This is a genomic window from Salinivibrio sp. MA607 (assembly GCF_001996245.1).
Taxonomy (GTDB): Bacteria; Pseudomonadota; Gammaproteobacteria; order Enterobacterales; family Vibrionaceae; genus Salinivibrio; species Salinivibrio costicola.
In genome coordinates this window covers 1-23,885 of sequence record NZ_MUFJ01000025.1, presented here as the reverse complement: position 1 = coordinate 23,885, position 23,885 = coordinate 1, and the positions used below count along the sequence as shown (strand labels likewise).

The 23,885-nt window shown below is 50.5% G+C and carries 20 protein-coding genes and 2 tRNA genes; 15 read left to right on the top strand and 7 right to left on the bottom strand.

What is annotated here, in order from left to right:
* Window positions 1-1,260: a glutamyl-tRNA reductase gene (gene hemA / locus BZG81_RS11860; RefSeq protein ID WP_077460061.1), complete on the bottom strand. Its 1,260-nt coding sequence runs from the start codon at window positions 1,258-1,260 to the stop codon at window positions 1-3.
* 385 nt (window positions 1,261-1,645) lie between these two features.
* Between hemA and lolB the strand changes: the two genes are divergently transcribed.
* The 7 genes from lolB to BZG81_RS11825 all read left to right on the top strand — a co-directional run bounded on the left by lolB (window position 1,646) and on the right by BZG81_RS11825 (window position 6,392).
* Window positions 1,646-2,212 (top strand): lipoprotein insertase outer membrane protein LolB, encoded by a 567-nt coding sequence (gene lolB / locus BZG81_RS11855; RefSeq protein WP_158011846.1) that lies wholly within the window; start codon window positions 1,646-1,648, stop codon window positions 2,210-2,212.
* Entirely contained in the window at window positions 2,205-3,062 is an 858-nt protein-coding gene (gene ispE / locus BZG81_RS11850; RefSeq protein ID WP_077677474.1) for a 4-(cytidine 5'-diphospho)-2-C-methyl-D-erythritol kinase, read from the top strand. Before lolB ends, ispE begins: the two co-directional genes overlap by 8 nt.
* 32 nt (window positions 3,063-3,094) lie before the next feature.
* On the top strand, window positions 3,095-4,042 hold the full coding sequence (locus BZG81_RS11845) for a ribose-phosphate pyrophosphokinase (RefSeq protein WP_025673291.1): 948 nt from the start codon (window positions 3,095-3,097) through the stop codon (window positions 4,040-4,042).
* A 174-nt stretch (window positions 4,043-4,216) separates the two neighbouring features.
* A complete protein-coding gene (pth, locus tag BZG81_RS11840; RefSeq protein WP_077460058.1) occupies window positions 4,217-4,807 on the top strand; it encodes an aminoacyl-tRNA hydrolase in 591 nt (196 codons plus the stop codon).
* Between the two features lie 24 nt (window positions 4,808-4,831).
* Window positions 4,832-5,923 carry a redox-regulated ATPase YchF gene (gene ychF / locus BZG81_RS11835; protein ID WP_025744486.1) on the top strand — a complete coding sequence of 364 codons (1,092 nt, stop codon included), beginning with the start codon at window positions 4,832-4,834 and terminating at the stop codon, window positions 5,921-5,923.
* A 264-nt stretch (window positions 5,924-6,187) separates the two neighbouring features.
* Window positions 6,188-6,264 (top strand) — tRNA-Met (locus tag BZG81_RS11830).
* Window positions 6,265-6,317: 53 nt separating this feature from the next.
* Window positions 6,318-6,392: transfer RNA gene (locus BZG81_RS11825), tRNA-Gln, on the top strand.
* A 62-nt stretch (window positions 6,393-6,454) separates the two neighbouring features.
* Here BZG81_RS11825 and BZG81_RS11820 read toward each other — a convergent pair.
* Together BZG81_RS11820 and BZG81_RS11815 are read right to left on the bottom strand one after the other, a co-directional pair.
* A complete protein-coding gene (locus tag BZG81_RS11820) occupies window positions 6,455-7,066 on the bottom strand; it encodes an HAD family hydrolase (RefSeq protein WP_077677473.1) in 612 nt (203 codons plus the stop codon).
* A gap of 27 nt (window positions 7,067-7,093) precedes the next feature.
* Window positions 7,094-8,254, bottom strand: a complete 1,161-nt coding sequence (locus BZG81_RS11815; protein ID WP_077677472.1) for a 2-octaprenyl-3-methyl-6-methoxy-1,4-benzoquinol hydroxylase — start codon at window positions 8,252-8,254, stop codon at window positions 7,094-7,096.
* A gap of 282 nt (window positions 8,255-8,536) precedes the next feature.
* On the opposite strand from BZG81_RS11815, the gene miaB reads away from it, so the two are divergent.
* Genes miaB through lnt form a run of 5 tightly spaced genes read left to right on the top strand, consistent with a single transcriptional unit; the run spans window position 8,537 to window position 13,999 of the window.
* Window positions 8,537-9,961: a tRNA (N6-isopentenyl adenosine(37)-C2)-methylthiotransferase MiaB gene (miaB, locus tag BZG81_RS11810; protein WP_077461589.1), complete on the top strand. Its 1,425-nt coding sequence runs from the start codon at window positions 8,537-8,539 to the stop codon at window positions 9,959-9,961.
* A 54-nt stretch (window positions 9,962-10,015) separates the two neighbouring features.
* A complete protein-coding gene (locus tag BZG81_RS11805) occupies window positions 10,016-11,101 on the top strand; it encodes a PhoH family protein (protein ID WP_077461590.1) in 1,086 nt (361 codons plus the stop codon).
* On the top strand, window positions 11,098-11,568 hold the full coding sequence (gene ybeY / locus BZG81_RS11800; RefSeq protein ID WP_025744482.1) for an rRNA maturation RNase YbeY: 471 nt from the start codon (window positions 11,098-11,100) through the stop codon (window positions 11,566-11,568). Before BZG81_RS11805 ends, ybeY begins: the two co-directional genes overlap by 4 nt.
* An 18-nt stretch (window positions 11,569-11,586) precedes the next feature.
* Window positions 11,587-12,459, top strand: a complete 873-nt coding sequence (gene corC / locus BZG81_RS11795) for a CNNM family magnesium/cobalt transport protein CorC (protein WP_025744481.1) — start codon at window positions 11,587-11,589, stop codon at window positions 12,457-12,459.
* A complete protein-coding gene (gene lnt, locus BZG81_RS11790; protein WP_077677471.1) occupies window positions 12,446-13,999 on the top strand; it encodes an apolipoprotein N-acyltransferase in 1,554 nt (517 codons plus the stop codon). Before corC ends, lnt begins: the two co-directional genes overlap by 14 nt.
* A gap of 46 nt (window positions 14,000-14,045) precedes the next feature.
* Here lnt and BZG81_RS11785 read toward each other — a convergent pair whose 3' ends face one another.
* Complete coding sequence (locus tag BZG81_RS11785; RefSeq protein WP_077677470.1) at window positions 14,046-15,227, bottom strand: DUF2066 domain-containing protein; 1,182 nt, start codon at window positions 15,225-15,227, stop codon at window positions 14,046-14,048.
* Between the two features lie 293 nt (window positions 15,228-15,520).
* On the opposite strand from BZG81_RS11785, the gene BZG81_RS11780 reads away from it, so the two are divergent.
* Window positions 15,521-16,771, top strand: coding sequence for a uracil-xanthine permease family protein (locus BZG81_RS11780; protein ID WP_077647135.1), 1,251 nt, complete (start codon window positions 15,521-15,523; stop codon window positions 16,769-16,771).
* A gap of 95 nt (window positions 16,772-16,866) precedes the next feature.
* Here the strand turns inward: BZG81_RS11780 and gltX are convergent, their stop codons facing one another.
* From gltX to zipA, 3 genes are all read right to left on the bottom strand, one after another.
* The gene (gene gltX / locus BZG81_RS11775; protein WP_077677469.1) at window positions 16,867-18,291 is read right to left on the bottom strand and encodes a glutamate--tRNA ligase; all 1,425 of its coding nucleotides are present in this window, start codon (window positions 18,289-18,291) and stop codon (window positions 16,867-16,869) included.
* A gap of 106 nt (window positions 18,292-18,397) precedes the next feature.
* Entirely contained in the window at window positions 18,398-20,407 is a 2,010-nt protein-coding gene (gene ligA, locus BZG81_RS11770; protein WP_077677468.1) for an NAD-dependent DNA ligase LigA, read from the bottom strand.
* A gap of 112 nt (window positions 20,408-20,519) precedes the next feature.
* On the bottom strand, window positions 20,520-21,479 hold the full coding sequence (gene zipA, locus BZG81_RS11765; protein WP_077660750.1) for a cell division protein ZipA: 960 nt from the start codon (window positions 21,477-21,479) through the stop codon (window positions 20,520-20,522).
* A 278-nt stretch (window positions 21,480-21,757) separates the two neighbouring features.
* On the opposite strand from zipA, the gene cysZ reads away from it, so the two are divergent.
* Entirely contained in the window at window positions 21,758-22,516 is a 759-nt protein-coding gene (gene cysZ, locus BZG81_RS11760; RefSeq protein WP_025744477.1) for a sulfate transporter CysZ, read from the top strand.
* 116 nt (window positions 22,517-22,632) lie between these two features.
* The gene (cysK, locus tag BZG81_RS11755; RefSeq protein WP_077461598.1) at window positions 22,633-23,601 is read left to right on the top strand and encodes a cysteine synthase A; all 969 of its coding nucleotides are present in this window, start codon (window positions 22,633-22,635) and stop codon (window positions 23,599-23,601) included.
* Window positions 23,602-23,885: the final 284 nt, after the last annotated feature.

Here is a 23,885-nt window from a genome sequence, read left to right as displayed (position 1 = left end):
TTAGTTGTCGCTGTCCAGCCCCAAGCACGTACGCATCACGGCCAGTTTATCGGGCTCACCATTTTGGGCAGCCTGCTGCATCGCTTGTGTCGGAGGGTGGATCAGTTTATTGGTCAGGCGGTTACTAAGCTGGCGTAATACGCTTTCTGCGTCAGCCCCATTGGCAAGGGCTTGAATACTCTGCGCCAGCTCCGCCTGTTTAATGTGTTCGGACTGTGTCCGGTATTGCTTGATGCTATCTACCGCTTCGCGTGAACGTAACCAGCGCATAAAGTCGGCGCTTTCTTCAGTGACAATGGCTTCTGCTTGGATCGCGGCCAACTTTCGTTGTTCTCGATTGTGCTCTACGATAGATTGTAAGTCATCCACACTGTACAAATAAGCATCCGATAAGTTGCCCACTTTCTCGTCTATGTCTCGTGGTACCGCGATATCGATTAACAGCATGGGTTGGTGGCGTCGCTGTTTCAAGGCTTTTTCAACCATCGCTTTTTCAATCAAAGGCATGGGCGCCGCCGTTGAACTGATCACGATATCGGCGTGGCAAAGCTGCTCGGGTAACGCGTCTAAGCCAATCACTTTGGCATCAAACTGTTCAGCTAAACATTGAGCGCGCGATTGCGTACGGTTCGCAAAGATAATTTGGCTGCATTGATGCTCATGCAAATGTCTCGCAACCAGTTCAATCGTTTCTCCCGCGCCAACCAACAATGTGGTGACGTCCGCTAAGGATTCAAAAATCTGGCGGGCCAACGTACAGGCCGCAAATGCAACAGATACCGCGTTGCCACCAATTTCGGTCTCGGTTCGTACCCGTTTTGCCACCGCAAAGGTTTTGTGGAACAATTTTTCCAACGAGCCGGAAATCATATCGGCATCACTGGCACTCGCGTACGCTTGTTTAACTTGACCTAATATCTGCGGCTCACCTAACACCAAAGAATCTAACCCACAGGCAACACGCATCAGATGCTTCACCGCAGATTGTTCCTCGTGATAATAAATGCTTGCCATCAAACTTTCGCCACTGAGTTGATGAAAGCGTGTGAGCCATTCAACCAAGACCCCGACACCAGGTTGGTTTAACTCGGCGTAGATTTCGGTGCGATTGCAGGTTGAGACAATCACACAGCTGCGCACCTGCGGATGCTCGGAAAGCTGCCCTAACGCCTGCTCCAGTTGTTGCGGCGAAAAGGCGACCTTTTCCCGCAGCTCGACGGGGGCCGTTTTGTGATTGATTCCGAGAACTAACAGGCTCATGAAGCGTTGTTACCGACAGCACCAGTAAGGATTGGAGCGGGGGATTTTACTTGATGCCCCCCGTGAATTAAAGCGAACATTGTATCGCAGTATTTTCGTGGTGCGGAAATGTGAAGCCTCACGAGATTGATGACAGACTGGCCAACAACAACTATACCCATTCTTTCCTCCCGCACGGCTAAGTGCCTAACTGACTTCTCTCACCTCGGCGCTTATGGCAAAGTAATGCCAAATGCTGATCACTGTCTGTTGACGTTATAAAAGGATACTCGCTTTCATGTTCTCCTGTATACGTACTGTTTTCTCTTGTATACGCGCTGGTTTCTCTTTTATGCGCACTGGCTTCCCTTGTATACGCGCTGGTTTCTCTTGTATACGAATCAGTATGTTGACGGTCGTCTTTGCGGTGCTCTCTGGCTGTGCAACGGCGCCGGCTCCTACCACAGAATGGCAAACGCATCGCGCATCGCTTGAGACCATAGACAGTTATACCGCACGCGGTAAGGTGGCTTTTATCGCACCAGATACGCGCTTTTCTGCCAACCTTTACTGGCGCCATTCTCCGACTGAATCGACACTGCGGCTAACGAATTTTTTGGGAACCACCCTGTTGTCCCTAACCATGAATGCGCAAGGCGCAACCTTGGTTGATGATCAGGGCAAGCAATACCAAGACCCTAATCCAGCCCGTTTGATCGCCTATTTGACCGACGCCCATTTACCCGTTGATGCGCTTGCCCCTTGGTTGATTGGCCTACCACGCGCACAAGACCGCTTCTCACTCGGCCCCGATAACCGCTTGGCCGCCCTCGACGACACACAAGGTTGGGATATCGATTATCAAGACTACAGCGCCGAGACCCAGCCTGCGCTTCCAACTCGAATCACGCTCAGTAACGACCAGCAAACGATCAAACTGATGATTTCTACTTGGACACTCGATAATGACTGACACAACCTACTGGCCAGCGCCAGCGAAACTTAACTTATTTCTTTATATCAATGGACGCCAAGCTAATGGTTATCACGAACTGCAAACCTTGTTTCAGTTTTTAGATCATGGCGACACCTTGGCTATTACGCCCAATCACAGCGGCACGATCAACCTTAGCCCCGCCATTGACGGCGTCGATGAGGAAGACAATCTGATTATCAAAGCCGCCAAGGCGCTGCAAAACCATACCGGATGCTCACAAGGCGCAGATATTCATCTGGAAAAACATTTGCCCATGGGCGGCGGGCTGGGCGGAGGCTCATCAGATGCAGCCACGACCTTGGTGGCGTTGAATCATTTATGGCAAACCCAGGTGAGCCAGACTACACTGGCAAACATTGGCCTAGGCTTGGGGGCTGACGTGCCTATTTTCATTCACGGTCATGCGGCGTTGGCGGAAGGCGTTGGCGAAAAATTGACGTCTGTATGCCCTGATGAGAAATATTACTTGGTGGTTAAGCCTGACGTGTCTATTTCCACCGCTGCAATTTTTWCTCATCCAGACTTGCAAAGAAGTACGCCAAAGCGCACAGTTTCTGAGCTTATGGAGCAAAAATACGAAAACGATTGCGAAAAGATAGCCCGTAAACAATTCCCCGAGGTTGATAAGGCTGTTTCGTGGCTGCTAGAATATGCGCCGTCTAGGATGACTGGGACAGGCGCGTGCGTGTTTGCCGAGTTTGACACCGCACATGATGCCCAGAACACACTCGACACTATGCCTAACTGGCTGACAGGGTTTGTTGCACGAGGGTTGAACCGATCGCCCCTACTCGATGCGCTACAGCAACACACTGTGAGCCAGTGACTATTAAATGGATGCAACCCGAGGTTTCCACCGTGCCTGATATGAAGCTGTTCGCTGGTAACGCGACACCCGTTCTCGCCCAACGTATCGCAAACCGTCTTTACATGTCACTGGGTGACGCCACTGTTGGCCGTTTTTCTGACGGTGAAGTGTGTGTTCAGATTAACGAGAACGTGCGCGGTAGTGACGTGTTCGTCATCCAATCTACCTGTGCACCGACCAATGACAACTTAATGGAATTGGTCGTGATGATAGATGCGTTCCGACGTGCGTCGGCTGGCCGCATAACCGCAGTTATCCCCTACTTTGGTTATGCCCGTCAAGACCGCCGCGTACGCTCCTCCCGTGTTCCTATCACCGCAAAAGTTATTGCAGATTTCCTTTCTAACGTTGGCGTTGACCGCGTACTCACTGTGGACCTCCACGCAGAACAAATCCAAGGCTTTTTCGACGTCCCTGTTGATAATATCTTCGGTACCCCTGTGCTGCTTGAAGACATGCTGGCGAAAAATTTAGAAGACCCAGTGGTCGTTTCTCCTGATATTGGCGGGGTTGTGCGAGCGCGTGCGACGGCCAAACTATTGGATGACACTGACATTGCCATCATTGATAAGCGCCGTCCGCGTGCTAACGTGTCGCAAGTCATGCACTTGATTGGCGACGTTGAAGGCCGTGACTGCATCATTGTTGATGACATGATTGATACCGGTGGCACCCTGTGTAAAGCCGCCGAAGCCCTGAAGAACCGTGGCGCTAAGCGTGTATTCGCCTATGCAACGCATCCGGTATTCTCGGGGGATGCAGCGAAGAATATCGCTGAGTCCGTCATTGATGAAATTGTGGTCACTGACTCCACACCATTGAGCGCCGAAATTCAAGCAACCGGGCGTGTGTCTCAATTAACACTGTCGGGCATGCTGGCAGAAGCGATTCGCCGTATCAGTAATGAAGAGTCGATCTCTGCAATGTTTAATTCTTAACGCATTGTCATAGACCGACAAGAAACACCCTGCCCTTGTGCAGGGTGTTTTTTTATTGCCCATTTTGAATGGCTGACTCGATCCTTTAGCCATATCAATGGTAGGATATGGCGCCTTTTTGCGTGGGCTCGATGCTCACCGGCTACGATAAGTAGATAGATAGCGAGAAACGTCGTGAGTAATCAAATCCGCTTACTAGTGGGATTGGCCAATCCAGGCCCTGAATACAGCCAAACGCGCCATAATGCCGGTGCTTGGGTCGTTCAGGAGCTAGCACGTATTCACAACGTGCCGCTAAAAGAAGAGAAAAAGTTCTTCGGCTTAACCGGCCGTATCAATGTACATGGACACGATCTCCGTGTGTTGATCCCGACCACGTACATGAACTTGTCGGGTAAAGCGGTGCAAGCCATGGCCAACTTTTACAATATTCCCGTCGACGCCATCATGGTGGCGCATGACGAGCTAGACTTACCACCCGGTGTGGCCAAGTTTAAGCAAGGTGGTGGACACGGTGGCCATAATGGCCTGCGTGATACCATTAGCAAACTTGCAAATGACAAATCGTTTTATCGGCTTCGGATAGGCATCGGTCATCCGGGTCACAAGGATAAGGTAGCGGGATACGTGCTTACCAAAGCCCCCGCTAATGAGCAGAGCCTGCTAGAGCAGGCCACTGACGAGGCAGTACGCAGCCTCGAGATCCTGCTCAAAGATGATCTCGCCAAGGCGCAAAATCGTCTACATACCTTCAAAGCACAGTAATTTTGATTAAAGGGTTACCATCTCATGGGTTTTAAATGTGGCATCGTGGGTCTACCAAACGTAGGCAAATCCACTCTGTTTAATGCACTGACCAAGGCCGGCATTGATGCGGCTAACTTTCCATTTTGTACGATTGAACCCAATACGGGCGTGGTCCCTGTCCCTGATCTACGCTTGGATGCGCTGGCGAAAATTGTCAATCCACAGAAAGTGCTCCCCACCACGATGGAGTTCGTTGACATCGCCGGCTTAGTTGCCGGCGCATCGCGCGGTGAAGGTTTAGGGAACAAGTTCCTAGCGAACATCCGTGAAACCGATGCGATTGGTCATGTGGTACGTTGCTTTGAGAATGACAATATCGTTCACGTGGCAGGTAAAGTGGATCCGGCTGATGATATTGACGTGATTAACACCGAGCTTGCGCTGGCTGATCTTGAAAGCTGTGAGCGTGCGATGCAGCGCAACGCCAAAAAAGCCAAAGGTGGCGATAAAGATGCCAAATTTGAGCTAACCGTGCTTGAAAAACTGCTCCCTGTCCTAGAAGAAGGCAAGATGTTGCGCTCGGTCGAACTGAGCAAAGAAGAAGCCGCAGCAGTACAATATCTTAACTTTTTGACGCTTAAGCCGACCATGTACATTGCCAACGTCAATGATGATGGTTTTGAAAACAACCCGTACCTCGACAAAGTGCGTGAAATTGCCGCCCAAGAAGACGCAACCGTGGTGGCCGTGTGTGCGGAAATCGAAGGCGAGATTGCCGAGCTAGATGCCGAAGAAGCGGCGGCTTTCTTGGATGAAATGGGCCTTGAAGAGCCTGGCCTAAACCGCGTGATTCGCGCCGGTTACGAGCTACTCACTCTGCACACCTATTTTACCGCAGGCGTGAAAGAAGTACGTGCTTGGACAGTGCCGATTGGCTCGACCGCGCCACAGGCGGCGGGTAAAATCCATACCGACTTTGAAAAAGGCTTTATTCGTGCCGAAGTGGTTGGCTATGATGATTATATCGCTAACAATGGTGAAAACGGCGCCAAAGATGCCGGTAAATGGCGCTTGGAAGGGAAAGAATATATCGTTAAAGATGGCGATGTGATTCACTTCCGTTTCAACGTTTAATACGCACATACGTTATGCTTTAGGGTGCGTTGTCGAGACCCCATCCTATTGATATTTAGACCAGCCTCCGGGCTGGTTTTTTTATTCTCATCATTCAACGTTCTCCGCCACCTACTCGGTAGGCTTTGCCGTTAAATTGTTCAAAATGGCGATTATTGCAGCCAATGAATGCAAAATCGCAAAAAAAACAATAACGAGACCTTGACGACTTTCGCCCAGATCCGCATAATTCGCAGCGTCTTAAGGCACTATGCCTGACAGAGTGGCTACGTAGCTCAGTTGGTTAGAGCACATCACTCATAATGATGGGGTCACAGGTTCGAATCCCGTCGTAGCCACCATTAATTTTATAATTCGGCATGATGTTTAAATGGCCGGGTTAGGTAACACCTACTGGGGTATCGCCAAGCGGTAAGGCAACGGGTTTTGATCTCGTCATTCCCAGGTTCGAATCCTGGTACCCCAGCCATATAAAAAAGCCCACTTCATGTGGGCTTTTTTGCGTTTAGGGGCTCGTGTTCACTTAATCCGTTAAAGCGCTATCCCCATTTTGGCTAGTTCCGCGCGGCATTGCTGTGCATCGGTAAAGGGTATGCCCGCCATGCCCAGCGCTTTCGCGCCTTCTACGTTCGCAACCCTGTCATCCAAAAACACGCAAGAAGCTGGGTCAAGATGGTAGTCATCCAACAAGCGTTGATAAATAGCAGGTTCAGGTTTCAAACACCCTACTTCGGCTGACACGATGGCACCATCAAACAGCGACCAAAACGCATAGCGCTGTTTTAAGAACGCAACAATTTCGCGCACATTATCGGTTAACGCATAAACCCCATATCCGGCCTGTTTGGCCGAGTGAAGTAACTCGACACTGCCGTAAAGACAAATCTGAGTCTGTTTAATGTAATAAAACAGCGCCTCAAGCTGCTCGGGACTAAGCGCCGTGTCATTGGCAAAACGCTGCTTGGCTTGCGCCTCGGTGAGCGTGCCACGATTCAGCGCTTGCCAAGTGTCACTTGGGAAGATTTGATTGGCATATGCATGAGCATCCACCGCGTCCCCCAAGGTTAGACGGATAATCTCTTCTGGTGACCAACGCACGATCACATTGCCAATATCAAAAATAATGTTCTGGTAGCTCGCCATGTCACCTCCTTGTTCTTGTCGCGAAGACTAAAGCCCTAACGCATACTTCAATACATGTTTTTTCACCGGGCCGCTGTGTTCAGCCAGTTTAAACACCGCATTACGTGCCAGTTTTAAAGGCATGATTCGGTTACTAAACGCGGCATAAAACACATCCATCCCGGTTTGCATCATCATGTTATCCGTACGGCGTGCTTTTTCGTACGCCGCTAACGTTGACTCTGCTTGCCATTGTGCGCCTGCATCGGCACAGGCATCCAGCAACGCGCTCACGTCTTTGAAGCCTAAGTTCACCCCTTGCCCCGCGAGCGGGTTAATGGTGTGGGCGGCATCTCCCATGACTACTACGCCGTTACGATGGTATTGCTGGGCATGACGACGCGTTAGCGGAAACGCGCCCCAGTTGATGGGGGTGACATCACCCACTTGTGGTGGGAAATGGCTCACTATCTCGGCTTTAAGCTGCTCAGCATTGAGCTGACACAACTGTTGAACTCGCGCCGGGCTGTCATACCACACTAATGAGGCATTGTTGCCGCACAATGGCAGTAATGACCGCGGCCCTGAGGGAAAGAATTGCTGCCAGGTAATATCTTGTTGGGGCGCGGCCGTTTCGACATGAATTAACATGCAATGCTGACGATAATCCCAGCTGGTAAGACCGATTTGCGCGTAATCTCGCACTTTCGAGTGGGCACCGTCGGCACCAATCAACCAGGGCGCTTCTAGTGTTTCGCCACTGTCTAATTGGAGTTGATGCAGACCGCCCGCCTGCGCCATACCCGTGATCGAGGCCGGTGAGACAAGGTGCAAATTGTCAAAACGAGCAAACTGTTGCCACAAGCCGAGTTGAATCAAGCGGTTCTCGACCATATATCCTAACTGTGGTAATTCGAGTTGGTCGGCACTGAAACACACACGGCTGTCTTCTGCTTCCCAGGTTTCTAATCGTCGATAGGGACAGACTCGCATGGCTTCAATGTCGGCCCATGCGCCTAAGTCTTGAAGCAAACTGACAGACGCATGAGATATCGCAGACACTCGTAAATCCATCGGTTGTGACGCATGGAAAGGATCCGGTTCTTGGCGTTCTATCAATGCCACCTGCCGACCTTGGCGGGCAAGTCCTAATGCGGCAGCGGCACCGACCATGCCACCGCCGACAATAATAATTTCAAATTGATTCATGACTGTCTCTTTGTCCCGTTAATGCCAGCATTCTACTGAAGGTAAACGAGAATTCGATATCAATCCGATCAAAGTGGGGGCAAATTCGCTTTTCCGATCTCGTTTTGCGGCGTCGGCTCAATCACTTATCCAGATTGACACCATTTCTCCCAACCTGTGATCTGGTCAGCGATATAGGAAAGCAGTACAATACGCGGCTTGCCAAGCTGATTGACTGATTAAAAACCATACAGCTTGAAAGGGTAATGTCGACCATAAGATTAATAATGAGCGTGAAGTTACATGGCTAAGAAACTGCTGATCAAAACCTGGGGTTGCCAAATGAATGAGTATGACTCATCCAAGATGGCAGATCTGCTAAATTCTGCCGGTGGCTATGAGCTGACCGAACAACCAGAAGACGCAGATGTTCTCCTCCTCAATACCTGTTCAATTCGTGAAAAAGCACAAGAAAAGGTATTCCACCAACTGGGGCGTTGGAAAACACTCAAAGACAAGAATCCAGAGCTGGTGATCGGCGTTGGTGGTTGTGTGGCAACCCAAGAAGGCGATCACATCCGCGAGCGTGCGCCTTATGTGGACGTCATTTTTGGCCCCCAAACGCTACATCGCCTGCCTGAAATGATAAAACAATCACGTGGCGATAGCGGCACAGTGATGGACATTACCTTCCCAGAAATTGAGAAGTTTGACAGTCTGCCTGAACCGCGTGCCGATGGCGCGACAGCGTTTGTCTCCATTATGGAAGGCTGCTCGAAATACTGTACGTTCTGTGTTGTGCCGTATACGCGCGGCGAAGAAGTGAGCCGTCCGCTCGACGATGTGCTGTTCGAAATTGCCCAGCTTGCCGAGCAAGGTGTGCGTGAGGTAAACCTGCTAGGCCAGAATGTGAATGCCTATCGCGGTGAGACCCATGATGGCGACATCTGTACCTTTGCTGACTTACTGCGCTATGTCGCCGCTATCGATGGTATTGATCGCATTCGCTACACCACCAGTCATCCGGTTGAGTTTACCGATGATATCATTGAGGTGTATCGTGATACGCCAGAAGTGGTGAGCTTTTTGCACTTGCCGGTACAAAGTGGCTCTGATCGAATCTTGACCATGATGAAACGCCCGCACACGGCGATTGAGTACAAATCCAAGATCCGTAAGTTGCGTCAGGCACGTCCCGATATCACCATCAGCTCAGACTTTATCGTCGGCTTCCCGGGAGAAACCGAGCAAGACTTTGAAGCGACCATGAAGCTGATTACCGATATCGACTTTGATATGAGCTTCAGCTTTGTGTATTCACCTCGCCCAGGGACGCCAGCGGCAGATATGCCTGACGACACACCAGAGCAAGTGAAAAAAGAACGCCTGTACCGTTTGCAGCAGCAAGTGAACAGCCAAGCGATGCGCTATTCACGTATGATGCTAGAAACCGAACAACGTATCTTAGTCGAAGGGCCATCGCGTAAGAATCTTATGGAGCTGCGTGGCCGTACTGAGAATAACCGAGTGGTCAACTTTGAAGGCTCTGTCGATTTGATTGGCCAATTTGTTGACGTAAAAATTACTGAAGTGATGCCAAACTCGCTCCGCGGTGAGCTGGTTCGTACCGAAAAAGATATGGACTTGCGTGTCGCCGTCTCGCCAACCGAAATCATGGCGAAGACGCGCAACGAAAACGAGCTTGGTGTTGGTGTATACACGCCATAACGCGTTCATCAATTCAACGGCGTCGGGTGACCGGCGCCGAAAGCGAGGATAATCTTGTCTAAAATCATCTCTCTTGACCTTACATTAGAACCTGCCGACAACACCCGTCTTGCCAACTTATGTGGCCCGTTTGACGATAATATCAAACAACTAGAGCGCCGCTTGGGTGTTGAAATTAGCCACCGCCATAATGCCTTTACGGTGATGGGCAAACCCCACACCGCCAACGCCGCCGTCGACATCTTAAAGCGGCTGTATGTGGATACGGCCCCCGTGCGTGGCAGTTCGCCCGACATTGAGCCCGAAGCTATTCATTTGGCGATCAAAGAGTCTGGCGTGTTAGAACAGAACACCGAATCGAGCATCCCTTACGGTAAAGAGATTAACATCAAGACCAAAAAAGGGGTGATTAAACCGCGCACGCCAAATCAGGCGCAATACATCGCCAATATGGTCAATCATGACATTACTTTTGGCATTGGTCCGGCGGGCACAGGTAAAACCTACCTCGCCGTCGCAGCCGCGGTAGACGCGCTGGAACGCCAAGAAATTCGCCGTATTTTGCTGACACGTCCTGCGGTAGAGGCCGGTGAAAAACTGGGCTTTTTGCCCGGCGATCTCAGCCAAAAAGTCGATCCTTATCTGCGCCCTTTGTACGATGCCTTGTTTGAAATGCTTGGCTTTGAGCGGGTCGAAAAACTGATTGATCGTAATGTGATCGAGGTAGCGCCGCTGGCTTATATGCGTGGCCGAACCTTGAATGATGCTTTTATCATCCTAGATGAAAGCCAAAACACCACGGTCGAGCAGATGAAAATGTTCCTGACTCGGATTGGTTTTAATTCACGGGCCGTCATCACCGGTGACGTTACCCAAGTCGATTTACCGCGCAATGCCCGCTCAGGGCTACGCCATGCGATTGAAGTGCTGTCTGACGTGAATGAAATTAGCTTTCACTTCTTCCAAGCCGACGATGTGGTGCGCCACCAAGTGGTTACCCGTATTGTTCAGGCCTATGATAAGTGGGAAGCAGAAGATGCGAAGGCACGCAAAGAGGCTGAAGCACGTCGCCGAGAAGCGCGTGAAGCACAGCAAGTCGCGGTGCAACCAACCTCTATCCCACCACAGGACCCATCATGAGCTATTACGTCGATGTCCAGGTCGCCTGTGATGACGAACAGGGACTGCCCAGTGATGACCAGCTTCAAGCTTGGTTTGAACATGCAATACGCGAAGCCAAGCCTCAAGCGGAAGTGACGATCCGGATTGTGGATGAAGGTGAGAGCCAGAGCTTAAATCGCGACTATCGTGGCAAAGATAAACCGACGAATGTGTTATCTTTCCCCTTTGAAGCACCTCCTGGGGTAGACATAGATTTACTCGGTGATCTGGTGGTATGTCGCCAAGTTGTTGAGCAAGAGGCACAGCAGCAAGGCAAAACGCTGATGGATCACTGGGCACACATGGTCGTCCATGGTAGCTTACACTTATTGGGCTACGACCATATTGAGGATGATGAAGCCGAGCAAATGGAAGCCTTGGAAAGAAAGATCCTGGCAACCATGGGGGTCAGTGACCCTTATGCTAATGACTTCATTGAGCGTTAACTAACTGAATGAAATTGAATGAACGACGATAATTCGCAAAACGCAGACGGTCCGAGTAGGAAGACCTTCTTCGAACGGCTGGGTCAGTTTTTCCAAGCTGATCCAAAAGACAGACAAGAACTGGTGGACGTATTTCGCGACTCAGAGCAAAACGCCCTGATCGATCAGGACACCCGGGATATGCTGGAAGGTGTGATGCAAATCTCTGACATGCGTGTGAGAGATATCATGATACCCCGTTCGCAGATGGTAATCGTTGAACGATCGCAGTCATTGGAAGCGATCATTAATATTATTATTGATGCCCAACACTCACGTTATCCTGTGATCAGTGATGACAAAGACCATGTTGAAGGCATCTTGCTTGCGAAAGATTTGTTGCGCTATCTGCGCCCCGATGCTGAAGATTTCGACATCGAAAAGGTCTTACGCCCTGTTGTGGTGGTACCAGAGAGTAAGCGGGTTGACCGTCTACTTAAAGAGTTCCAAGAAGAACGCTACCACATGGCGATCGTCATCGATGAATTCGGCGGGGTATCGGGTGTTGTCACCATTGAAGATATTCTCGAAGAAATTGTAGGCGAGATCGAAGACGAGTATGACGATGAGGAAGAGCAAGAGATTCGCCAACTCAGTCGCCATACCTTCTCGATGAAAGCACTGACCACCTTAGAAGACTTTAACGAGCATTTTGGCGCCCAGTTCCAAGATGACGTGGTAGACACTATCGGTGGGTTGGTTATGACCAGTTTTGGTCATCTTCCTGATCGTGGTGAAGAAGTCGACATTGGTGACTACCATTTTAAAGTGACGGCCGCTGATAGTCGTCGTATCATTCAGCTACAAGTCACCATTCCAGACAGTAGCGAATCGAACAGTGAAAACGCCTAACCGTTTACGCCCATTGGGGCAGCCATTATTGGCTGCCCTTTTTGGTGCGCTCGCCACCCTCGCCTTTTCCCCTTTTTCCTATTGGCCCTTTATGTTGGTCGCACTCTGGGGCTTGTTGCTTCTTCTGCAAGTTGCTTCCTCGCCCAAACGCGCGGCTTGGATAGGTTTTAGCTGGGGGCTCGGCCAGTTTACAACTGGGGTAAGCTGGGTGTATGTCAGTATTGACCATTTTGGCGGGATGCCTGTGATCGCAGGCCTGTTTTTGATGGCACTGCTTATCGTCTATTTATCGCTTTACCCCGCGCTATTCGGCTGGCTGATACATAAATCACCCATCAAGCAAGCGGGCATAAAATGGACGATGCTGGCACCTGCCTTGTGGTTAGTGGTTGATTGGCTAAGAGGCTGGGTATTTACCGGTTTTCCCTGGTTATGGCCAGGTTATAGCCAAATAGACAGCCCGTTTGCGGGTATCGCCCCGGTACTGGGTGTACAAGGGATCACGCTCGTCTTGGTGTCGCTTGCGGGCTTAGCCGCCTTGGTGACCCCCCATTGGGGACAATGGCAGGGGCGTGCTCGCCTCTTCGGTATGATCGCTATCATAGGGTTTTTTGCCGTCAGTGAAGGGCTCGGGTCGGTCAAGTGGACAACCAAAACCGATCAGCAGCAAACGGTCTCACTGATCCAAGGCAACGTCCCTCAAGCACTCAAGTGGCGCGCCGACCAACGCTGGCCAACCTTGATGAAGTATCTGGATTTAACCCGTCAACATTGGGACAGTGACGTGGTGATTTGGCCAGAAGCCGCCATTCCCGCATTAGAGCGAGATCTCCCCCGCTTTTTTTCGCAGCTGGACCAAGCGGGCAAGCACAATCAAACCACGGTGATCACGGGGGCGCTCGATCAGCGTGAGGATGGCACCTATTTTAATAATGTGCTCGCGCTCGGTGCAAAAACGCCGCGCTATCAGTATCCAGCACCCGCCCAGTACAGCAAACATCACTTACTCCCCTTTGGCGAGTTTGTGCCGTTTGAATCACTGCTTCGTCCTTTGGCGCCGATTTTTAATCTGCCCATGTCGTCATTTTCCCCAGGCGAAGCGATTCAACCGGCTTTGCCTGCGAACGGCTGGGAATACATTACCGCCCTGTGTTATGAAATTGCGTTTCCCGCGCAAATCCGTGAAAACCTCACCGCCAGTAGCGACGCCATTATTACCCTCTCGAATGACGCCTGGTTTGGGCGCTCTATTGGGCCTTGGCAACATCTAGAAATTGCGCGTATGCGCGCGCTCGAGTTCGGCTTACCCGTGATCCGAGCCACCAATAACGGGGTGACGGCTTTAGTCGATGAACGCGGCCAGATTGACGCCTCATTGCCACAATTTGAGACGCAAGTTTTAACCACACAAATTACTCAAACACAGGGGCTGACACCCTATCGTCAATGGGGAAACGGACCGCTTTGGGTGTGGATTGTTATCAGTGGCCTGGTGAGCCTGATTGCTTGGTGTCGTACTATTTATCCACAAAAAGACTAGCGGTCGTCGCTAGCCTTTATATTTGACTATTGCTTTTCAGGTCAGATTAAGACGTCCACACAAACCACAGGCGTTGATTGTCGGTTGAATCGGCATCGCGGCTATCCGTCAGTGCTGGGGTAGCAAACAATAACTCGGTTGTCTGCTTGTCACTATCAGTGTCGGATACAGCAGTCTCACTCTTGTCCTCTGACATTGTGCTATCTTGCTCTTCAGCGGGTGCCATCGTACGTGCCTCACGCTCTTGAGGCGTCATCAAGCGAATATGTCGATTGGCGGTGAGCTCGTTGATTAGTGCTTGTTGAGAGGCCGCTAAACGTACATCGAAAATCAGGGTATCATCGTTTAATTCTGCTAAGTGCACCTGTTGTAGCGCATTTAACCCCGCTAATGTGTGCTCAAGATCGACATAGTCATCGCCGTTATCCATGCCTGCAATGGCAATTTGAAGCGATGCACGCTCATCATCGTTATCGAGTACCACACCAGTTTGCTCGGCATAGTAATCAGCAATAGTATCAATCATGGCTTGGGCATTATTGGCTTGCCCGCGAGTTTGATCTGATTGCATGTCACTGGTATCGGGGAAGAATTGCCAACGGATCCCTTGCTCAGTCAACTTTCCGATCACAATGCCATCGGGCTGGTAGCGCTGACTGGCTTGCTCAACAGGATCAATAAAGCCGCCCCACAGATCACTGCTAGAGATCGCCATCAAATCATCAAAGTCACCCACCGGAATTAACACCGGCAGGCCGCGTATGGCCGCTGCATCACGTAGTTGGTCAATCACAGGACGCCCACTTTGCTCCCAAATAATTTGCCGGTCGCCATCACGGTCATCGACGAGCCACACTAATACCGCTGGGCGAGGACTCCCCCATAAGGGCAACCCTGCCTGGCGCAGCACGGCGCGAATTTTTTGACTATCAAAGCCGACTTCGAGTGTTCGCTGTGCGGCACCATCAGATTGATCCTTGCTTTCTCCATATCCGAGCTGAGAGATGAAACCATCGACGTCTTGCTGCGCTTGCTCGACCGCAGGATTATCCGATACCTCGCGTTGTCCCGAAACTTTAGTCAGTACCGCGATCAGCGCTTGTTTTTTTGCCGCTTGTTGTGAGGTTTGCGCGCCATTATCCAGCGGGATACTGGCATGATAAAGGGGGCTTGCCATCGCACTTGGCAACCAAACACAGGCAATAAGGGCCAACAAAAATCGATTCATAGTTTTTCCACATGGATAAATGGGCGTCCAGCGATCATAAGCGGATAGCGCTAGGTTCAGCAATCCTCAATTGTAAAAAAGAGAGGACAAAGGGGGTCGCACCACCAGCAAACACCATTGATTCGATGCCATCAAGGCGAGCAAGCGATCATGAGGCTGACTATGTTTGCATATGGATTAAAATGAAATCCGTTACATCATTTATTTGCTACCGATCTCACATTTAAAAACATGATGGGAATCACATAAACGCTTTGTGCTAGCATTGCGCGATTTTTTTTGGAGGTGAGATTATGTTGCAAGTTTTACAAGGGGCACAAATGCTGTTCGTCGCATTTGGTGCCTTGGTGTTAGTGCCACTGTTAACCGGGCTCGACCCGAACGTCGCACTCTTTGGGGCCGGGATCGGTACCCTGATATTCCAAGTCATCACCCGCCGCTCCGTCCCTATCTTCCTTGCCTCTTCCTTCGCTTTTATTGCTCCCATTTTGTACGGCGTCAACAATTTTGGTATTCCCGCCACCATGGGTGGCCTCATGGCAGCCGGTGTGATCTATTTATTGATGGGCGCCATCATTCGGATTAAAGGCGTGGATATTATTCACAAGCTCCTGCCACCGGTTGTAGTTGGCCCTGTGATTATGGTTATCGGCCTTGGGTTGGCTCCCACCGCCGTGAATATGGCACTCGGTAAAACCGGCGATGGGAGTGAGCAGTTAATTGCGGGGGACATGGCTATCTGGATCTCTTTGCTGTCATTGCTCACGACCATTGCAGTGAGTGTGTTTGCGAAAGGCTTTTTCAAATTAGTCCCGATTATGGCAGGGATTGTGGTGGGCTATGTTGCCAGCCTCGTCGTTGGTATTGTTGACTTTACTCAAGTTGCGAATGCGAGCTGGTTGATGATGCCTGCTTTTACCCTCCCAGAGTTTAACATCAATGCCATCTTATTTATGATCCCTGTCGCCATCGCGCCTGCCGTTGAGCACGTAGGCGATATGCTGGCCATTTCTAATGTCACCCGTAAAGACTACCTGAAAAAGCCAGGCCTACACCGTACGATGGCCGGTGATGGTGCCGCAACCATTGCCGCTTCACTGTTCGGCGCGCCACCCAATACCACGTATAGTGAAGTGACGGGCGCGGTAATGCTGACCAAAGCGTTTAACCCCAAAATCATGACCTATGCGGCGGTCACTGCCATCGTACTCGCCTTTGTGGGTAAGCTCGGGGCAATGCTGCTTACCATTCCTTTACCAGTGATGGGCGGGATTATGATCTTGCTGTTTGGCTCTATTGCGACCGTCGGGCTCAATACGTTAATTCGTAATCAAGTCGACCTACATGATTCGCGTAACCTTGCCATTGTTGGCGTCACCTTGGTATTTGGTATCGGCGGCATGGCGTTTGGCATTGGCGATTTTAGCCTGCAAGGTATTAGCCTATGTGGTGTGGTAGCGATTGTGCTCAACTTAGTACTCCCGCGCCAAATGGGCGAAAACCATATTGTTGACAGTGCGCAAATGGAAGAAGAAAAGCACTAATCCCCCAACCTTCATCCATTAAAAAGGGCGCTGACATTCAGCGCCCTTATCTTTTGTCATCAGACTAACGTACCTAGTCTTCAAGATAACCGGATTTAGCTTTGTGCTGCGCGCGCTTCAACCAGCTTGATCGCTTGGTCGATGCGGGCAACTACCCGATCTTTACCAATCAGGTGCATCACCGCATCAACAGATGGGGATTGACCGCCACCCGTGACTGCAACACGCAATGGCATGCCGACTTTACCCATACCAACGTCTAGCTCTGCACACGTATCGGCAATCACCGCTTTCAGGGCATCAACCGTCCAATCATCCAGCGCTTCAATCTTGCCTTTTGCCACTTGCAACGGCTCTAAAGCGACGGGACGCAGATGTTTTTTCGCGGCGGTCGCGTCTATTTCATCAAAGTCTTGGTAGAAGTAACGGCTTTGTGCGGCTAATTCCACCAGGGTGTTGCAGCGCTCGCCAACCAATCCAATAACGTCTGTCAAGGCAGGGCCTTGGCTAGCGTCAATCTGTTGTTGATCAAGATGCCACTGCAAGTGCTTAGCGACCTCGTCCGGATCACCATGCTTAATGTAATGGTTGTTCAACCAATGCAGTTTCTCCGTATTGAACGCTGACGCCGACTTGCTGATCGCTCCCAATGAGAAAAATTCAATCATTTCTTCCATTGAAAATATCTCTTGGTCACCGTGCGACCAACCAAGACGCACAAGGTAGTTACGCAACGCTTGCGGCAAGAAGCCTTGATCACGGTACTGCATGACGCTGACCGCACCGTGGCGTTTAGACAATTTGGCGCCATCGTCGCCTAGAATCATCGAGCAATGAGCAAACTCAGGAACGGGCGCGCCCAGTGCCTCGTAGATATTAATCTGGCGCGGCGTGTTGTTAATGTGATCTTCGCCGCGGACAACTTGGGTGATCCCCATGTCCCAATCATCCACGACGACGCAGAAGTTGTAAGTTGGGCTGCCATCCGTTCGACGAATAATCAGATCGTCAAGCTCGCTGTTGGCAATCTCAATACGGCCACGAATTTTATCGTCAAAAACAACCTTACCCTCTTTCGGGTTGCGGAAACGGATCACATGCGGGTCATCCGCCTTGGCTTGGCTGTTTGCTTCAACCACTTTGGCGTGATTAGCATCGTAACGTGCCTTTAAGCCATTCGCTTTTTGCTCTTCACGAATGGTGTCCAAAAGATCTTTGGGCGCATAACACTTGTAGGCTTTGTCTTCGGCCAGCAACTGATCGACTAATTCGTTATAACGATCAAAGCGCTTGGTTTGGTAGTACGGCCCTTCATCCCAATCAAGACCTAACCATTCCATGCCGGTTAAAATAGCATCAACCGCTTCTTGGGTTGAACGTTCGATATCAGTATCTTCAATTCGCAAGACAAATTGACCGCCTTGGCTGCGTGCTGCTAACCAAGAATACAGTGCGGTACGTGCACCGCCCACGTGCAAAAAGCCGGTTGGGCTGGGGGCAAAGCGGGTTTTGATAGTCATTAGGATCCCTATCCCAGTGCTGAGAATGATGAGTAACGGTTAGTTTACCAGTCCAGGTAAATTCCACAATCAGGCCATGTGCAGAGGCTGCACATGGCCATGTAAACTACTGGTTGATTAAGGCGATCATCGCGTCTTCGTCGAGGACTGTTACGCCAAGATCTTGTGCTTTCGTCAGTTTAGAGCCAGCCGCTTCACCGGCGATCAACATATCGGTTTTTGCCGAGACACTGCCGGTCACTTTCGCGCCCAGTGCCTGTAACGCCGTTTTGGCATCGGTGCGTGACATTTGCGATAGCGTACCGGTCAGCACAATGGTTTTCCCCGCCAGCGGTTGTGCCTGTTCGTCTGATGGCGCACTCACCGCTGGCCAGTGAATGCCGGTGTTGAGCAGCGCATCTAAAACCGCTTGGTTATGTGGCTCAGCAAAAAAGCGAACAATATGGCCCGCGACAATGGCGCCCACATCAGGCACCGCAATCAGTGCTTCTTCATTCGCTGCACGCAGAGCGTCTAAGGTTTTAAAATGCAGGGCAAGATTTTGCGCGGTGGCTTCACCGACTTCTCGGATCCCAAGCGCATAGATAAAGCGTGATAACGTCGTCGCTTTGGCTTTGTCTAATGCATCAACCAAATTTTGCGCCGATTTCGGCCCCATTCGATCTAGTTGAGTCACACGCCCTGGGGTTAAAGTGAAGAGATCGGCAGGCGTTTCAATCAGCTCTTTTTCAATTAACTGCTCGACAATTTTATCGCCTAGGCCGTCAATATCCATTGCCTTGCGTGAGGCAAAGTGTTTGATCGCTTCTTTACGCTGAGCCAGACAAATAAGCCCGCCGGTGCAGCGTGCGACCGCTTCACCCTCAATGCGGGTCACGACCGACTCACAGACCGGACAGGCGTCGGGAAACACAATCGGTTTCGCCTGCACCGGACGCCGGCTTTCCACGACGCCAACCACTTGTGGGATCACATCACCCGCACGGCGAATGACCACAGTATCGCCAATGTGCACGCCTAAACGTTCTATTTCATCACCGTTATGTAAGGTCGCGTTGCTCACCGTCACGCCCCCGACAAAAACAGGTTCAAGCTTCGCCACTGGGGTGATAGCGCCCGTGCGGCCAACTTGAAATTCAACATCGTTGAGGCGGGTGATTTCTTCTTGTGCCGGAAATTTATAGGCAATCGCCCAGCGTGGTGCCCGTGCAACAAATCCGAGCGTTTCTTGGCTGGCTATCTTGTCCACTTTGATCACCACCCCATCAATTTCATAGGGCAGATCATCACGGCGGGCCAAAATATCTTGGTAGTAGGCTTTAACGCCCTCAAGTCCCGACACTTGTTTTACTTCTGGGCTCAGGGCAAGCCCCCATTTTTTAAGCCTATTTAAGCGCTCGCTCTGCCCTTCTCCGAACGGTGTCGACATCACGCCCACCGCATAGGCATAAAAGCTCAGCGGTCGATTGGCGGCGACTTTCGAGTCAAGTTGACGCAGGCTACCCGCCGCAGCGTTCCGTGGGTTAGCGAAGGTTTTATCGCCACGCTTTAACGCTGCCTCATTAAGCGCTTCAAAGCCTGCTTTCGGCATAAACACTTCGCCACGCACTTCTAAACGCTCAGGCCAATCCCCTGCTTGCAAGGTCAATGGGACATTGCGAATCGTTTTTACATTGTGCGTAATATTCTCGCCCGTGGTCCCATCGCCTCGCGTCGCGGCCTGCACCAATACACCGTTTTCATAAATCAGGCTGACAGCCAAGCCATCAAGCTTTGGTTCACAGGTATAGGTGACGGGTTCAGTGTTACCGAGTCTGTCTTTGACTCGGCGCTCAAAATCGACGAGATCATCATCACTGAACGCGTTACCAAGCGACAACATCGCCAGCTCATGGGTAACGGTTTCAAAAGCGCTCAGTGGCGCGCCGCCTACACGCTGGCTAGGCGAATCTGACGTCACCCATTCAGGATGCTCAGCTTCAATGGCCAGCAACGTTTGCATCAAACGATCGTATTCGGCATCGGGCAGCTCAGGACTGTCTTCAACGTAATAACGGTAGGCGTGATAGTTGAGCTGATGCTTAATGTCATCAAGTTGTTGTTTACTGTAAGCCATGGTTTGGTTCGTCGTATCAGCAGAGTTGCAGGCAAGTATATCGATAAATCGCCAACAGCGGGAGCCATGTCCCGCTGTCCGTCTAAGCAATCATCAATCGGTGTTAAGCGCGTTACGAGGCGTTGAAGGCTTTCACTCGCTCACGGTATTCGTCAAGGCGTGATGGTGTCATCATTGAGCGGGCATCATCTAATACCAATCCACCCAACTCATCCGCAATTTGTTGTGCCGTTTGCAGCATCAATTTAAAGTTTTGCTCTGGCTCACCGTAGCAAGGTAGCGTCATAAAAAAGCTGATCCCAGGCGTTTCAAAGCTCTCTGAGTGACTCACATCAAAGGTGCCGGGCTTGACCATATTCGCGACGCTGAATAGAACCTTACCACTGCCAGATAAGTCTGAATGACGATGATAAATCCCCATGTCACCAAAGCGCAGTCCATATTGCTCAAGGGTCGGAATTAAGTCCAAACCACTAAATACCGCATTATTATTGGCATGCACGTGTAAGACTAATACTTCGGTATCGTCGGGCTCATCGGCTTGGGTTGCCGTTTTTTCTGACGCACGCTCGTGGCTTTCATGCTCATCAACCTCAGCTTGAGTCGCCCCGTCGGTATGCATTGTTTCCGCTTCTGGTTGCGCGGAGGCGATATTGGCAGCTTCTGTCTCTCCTGTCTCGTCGCCATCATTGGAGGCAACCGACGCAGAGGCAAAGCTAGGATCATCATCGGTTGCCGACATTGACGGGTAAAGCGTTTGTTCTGAGTCAGACGCCACCTGAGTGTCACCGGCAAATAGAGGATCAACATCAGGCTTGTCGCCGAAGCTGACAGCAGGCTCCTGACGCGCGGGCTTTTCATTGCCATGCTTAGTATTACTGACCACTCTCACCGCACCAATACCGTCTTGGTCAAACTTTTGCGCGTCGTTATCGTCTTCCAGTTTTCCCAACGGCTTTTCGCCGAACTTGGTCGTCTTTTCTTTCTTGTTTGTCCAGAGACCATGCAACAGCAAAGCTGCAATTGCTAATGCTCCCAAAACAATCAGTACAAGGCGCAATTCCTGCATCATTGATTCTCAAATCTATCTATGTTCAGCGTTTTGATTAGCTTATGTCACAACGCCGACAGCTTTGCAAACGTTAGTGGAATCATAAGCGGGGCCCGATGGCTGACGCAATGCGTTCATGGTCAACTTAGTTAACTGTATCAAAAGTTGGGAAGAATTTAACGAATCGAGACACACAAATCCGTAAACTTTCCCATTATGGGGTCATTGTCATCGCCATGGCTCCCCCATACTATAACCGCAAACCGTCAGTCGATACCGTAAACCATCAAGGAGAAACAATGAACAACGCGACACGCCCTCGTCCTCAAAGCGGCGCGGGCTACCTTTTTCAGGGGTTTTCATTAATGATGACACCCGGATTACGCCGCTTTGTGATCATTCCGATCCTCGTAAATGTGCTGCTACTTGGCGGGGCGTTTATCTATTTACTCTCACAATTTAGTGAATGGCTCGATCACTGGATGGCTATGCTACCTGAGTGGTTATCCTGGCTCTCGTTTGTGATTTGGCCTTTGGTCGTGATTGCGATTTTAGTGGTGTTCTCCTACGCATTCAGTACTCTCGCTAACTGGATTGCGGCGCCATTCAACGGCTTATTGTCTGAGCATCTGGAAGCGAAACTCACCGGTGCCCCCGCGCCCGACGATGGGATCACGGGACTTATCAAGGATGTACCGCGTGTTATGAAGCGCGAGTGGCAAAAGCTAACCTATTACATACCCAAAGCACTCGGATTATTGTTATTGCTTTGGATCCCCGCCATTGGCCAAACCTTAGGCCCTGTGCTTTGGTTTTTATTTAGCGCTTGGATGATGGCCATTCAGTATTGCGACTACCCGTTCGATAACCATAAGGTCGCTTTCCCAACCATGCGCGATACTCTCAAACAACAGCGAGGCACCTCGTTGAGCTTTGGCGCAGTCGTCATGTTGTTTACTATGACACCTTTACTGAATCTCATCGTCATGCCTGCCGCAGTATGTGGTGCAACCGCCATGTGGGTCGATCGCCATAAAGAGCAGTTGGGGCGTAATTAGCGCCCCTTACGCTTTCACACTCACAATAAGATATAACCAACCGATCCTTTCAAAAACAGGCATTAGCGATATGCTTGGAGCAGTAATTTAAATCGGTGTCATGAAGGAACGATACAATGGGCAAGATTTACGAAGACAATACGCAAACAATTGGCCATACCCCACTGGTACGCCTAAACCGTGTTGCTAAGCCGAATGTGTTAGCAAAAGTAGAAGCACGTAACCCAAGCTTTAGTGTGAAGTGCCGCATCGGTGCCAACATGATCTGGGATGCGGAAAAAAAAGGCACCCTGAAACCAGGCATTGAGCTGATTGAACCTACGAGTGGTAATACCGGGGTTGCGCTGGCTTATGTTGCCGCAGCACGCGGGTATAAATTGACGCTTACCATGCCAGAGTCGATGAGCCTTGAGCGTCGTAAGCTACTTAAAGCGATGGGCGCGACATTGGTGCTCACCGAAGCGCCTAAAGGGATGAAAGGCGCAATTGCGAAAGCAGAGGAAATCATGGCGCAAGCGCCTGGTAAATATCTTATGCTCCAGCAGTTCGACAACCCAGCCAACCCAGAAATTCACGAAAAGACCACAGGCCCTGAGATCTGGGAAGATACTGACGGTGAAATCGATGTGTTTGTTGCCGGTGTCGGCACCGGGGGGACACTGACCGGTGTGAGCCGCTATATCAAAAACACGCAAGGGAAAGCCATTACCACCGTCGCGGTGGAGCCTGCGGAGTCACCCGTGATTGCTCAAACTATTGCTGGCCAAGACGTACAACCGGCCCCTCATAAAATTCAGGGCATCGGCGCCGGCTTTGTCCCAAAAAACTTGGATATTAAGTTAGTTGATCAGGTCGTTTCTGTGAGCTCAGATGAAGCGATTGCCATGGCACGCCGCTTGATGGAAGAAGAAGGTATCCTAGGTGGGATCTCATCAGGCGCAGCCGTTGTCGCCGCGAACAAAATTGCCGAGCTCCCCGAGTTTGCGAATAAGACGATTGTCACAATTTTACCAAGTGCCGCCGAGCGTTATCTCAGTTCGCCACTATTTGCTGGCATGTTCACTGAGCTGGAAACAGAGCAGTAACAGCAGGTTAGCAATCTTCAACTGGTTTCTTCCCACAACAAAGGCCCAAATTGGGCCTTTTTTGTTTGATTTTTATATTAAGCTTTAGTAAAACACAGCAACATTTTTATTTTCCGCATCAAAATAAAAGCCCTTGAGGCGAGTGAGTGGAAGGTCAAAAATGAGAGAAAGATGACATGAAATTGACATGGATTAAGCTATCTGGTCGATTTCTTGGTTAGGTTAGCGTCAACGGATAGCGAAATCGCCCGTTAGCGGTTAAGCTAATCTTATATTTAATACAT

What these genes read in the sequence shown, in the direction of transcription:
- zipA (WP_077660750.1), bottom strand. Translation starts at nt 21,479, where the DNA reads ATGATGCAGGAATTGCGCCTTGTACTGATTGTTTTGGGAGCATTAGCA.
- BZG81_RS11780 (WP_077647135.1), top strand. Translation starts at nt 15,521, where the DNA reads ATGTTGCAAGTTTTACAAGGGGCACAAATGCTGTTCGTCGCATTTGGT.
- BZG81_RS11785 (WP_077677470.1), bottom strand. Translation starts at nt 15,227, where the DNA reads ATGAATCGATTTTTGTTGGCCCTTATTGCCTGTGTTTGGTTGCCAAGT.
- BZG81_RS11815 (WP_077677472.1), bottom strand. Translation starts at nt 8,254, where the DNA reads ATGAATCAATTTGAAATTATTATTGTCGGCGGTGGCATGGTCGGTGCC.
- corC (WP_025744481.1), top strand. Translation starts at nt 11,587, where the DNA reads ATGAACGACGATAATTCGCAAAACGCAGACGGTCCGAGTAGGAAGACC.
- BZG81_RS11820 (WP_077677473.1), bottom strand. Translation starts at nt 7,066, where the DNA reads ATGGCGAGCTACCAGAACATTATTTTTGATATTGGCAATGTGATCGTG.
- gltX (WP_077677469.1), bottom strand. Translation starts at nt 18,291, where the DNA reads ATGACTATCAAAACCCGCTTTGCCCCCAGCCCAACCGGCTTTTTGCAC.
- ychF (WP_025744486.1), top strand. Translation starts at nt 4,832, where the DNA reads ATGGGTTTTAAATGTGGCATCGTGGGTCTACCAAACGTAGGCAAATCC.
- lolB (WP_158011846.1), top strand. Translation starts at nt 1,646, where the DNA reads ATGTTGACGGTCGTCTTTGCGGTGCTCTCTGGCTGTGCAACGGCGCCG.
- ligA (WP_077677468.1), bottom strand. Translation starts at nt 20,407, where the DNA reads ATGGCTTACAGTAAACAACAACTTGATGACATTAAGCATCAGCTCAAC.
- ybeY (WP_025744482.1), top strand. Translation starts at nt 11,098, where the DNA reads ATGAGCTATTACGTCGATGTCCAGGTCGCCTGTGATGACGAACAGGGA.
- miaB (WP_077461589.1), top strand. Translation starts at nt 8,537, where the DNA reads ATGGCTAAGAAACTGCTGATCAAAACCTGGGGTTGCCAAATGAATGAG.
- hemA (WP_077460061.1), bottom strand. Translation starts at nt 1,260, where the DNA reads ATGAGCCTGTTAGTTCTCGGAATCAATCACAAAACGGCCCCCGTCGAG.
- cysZ (WP_025744477.1), top strand. Translation starts at nt 21,758, where the DNA reads ATGAACAACGCGACACGCCCTCGTCCTCAAAGCGGCGCGGGCTACCTT.
- cysK (WP_077461598.1), top strand. Translation starts at nt 22,633, where the DNA reads ATGGGCAAGATTTACGAAGACAATACGCAAACAATTGGCCATACCCCA.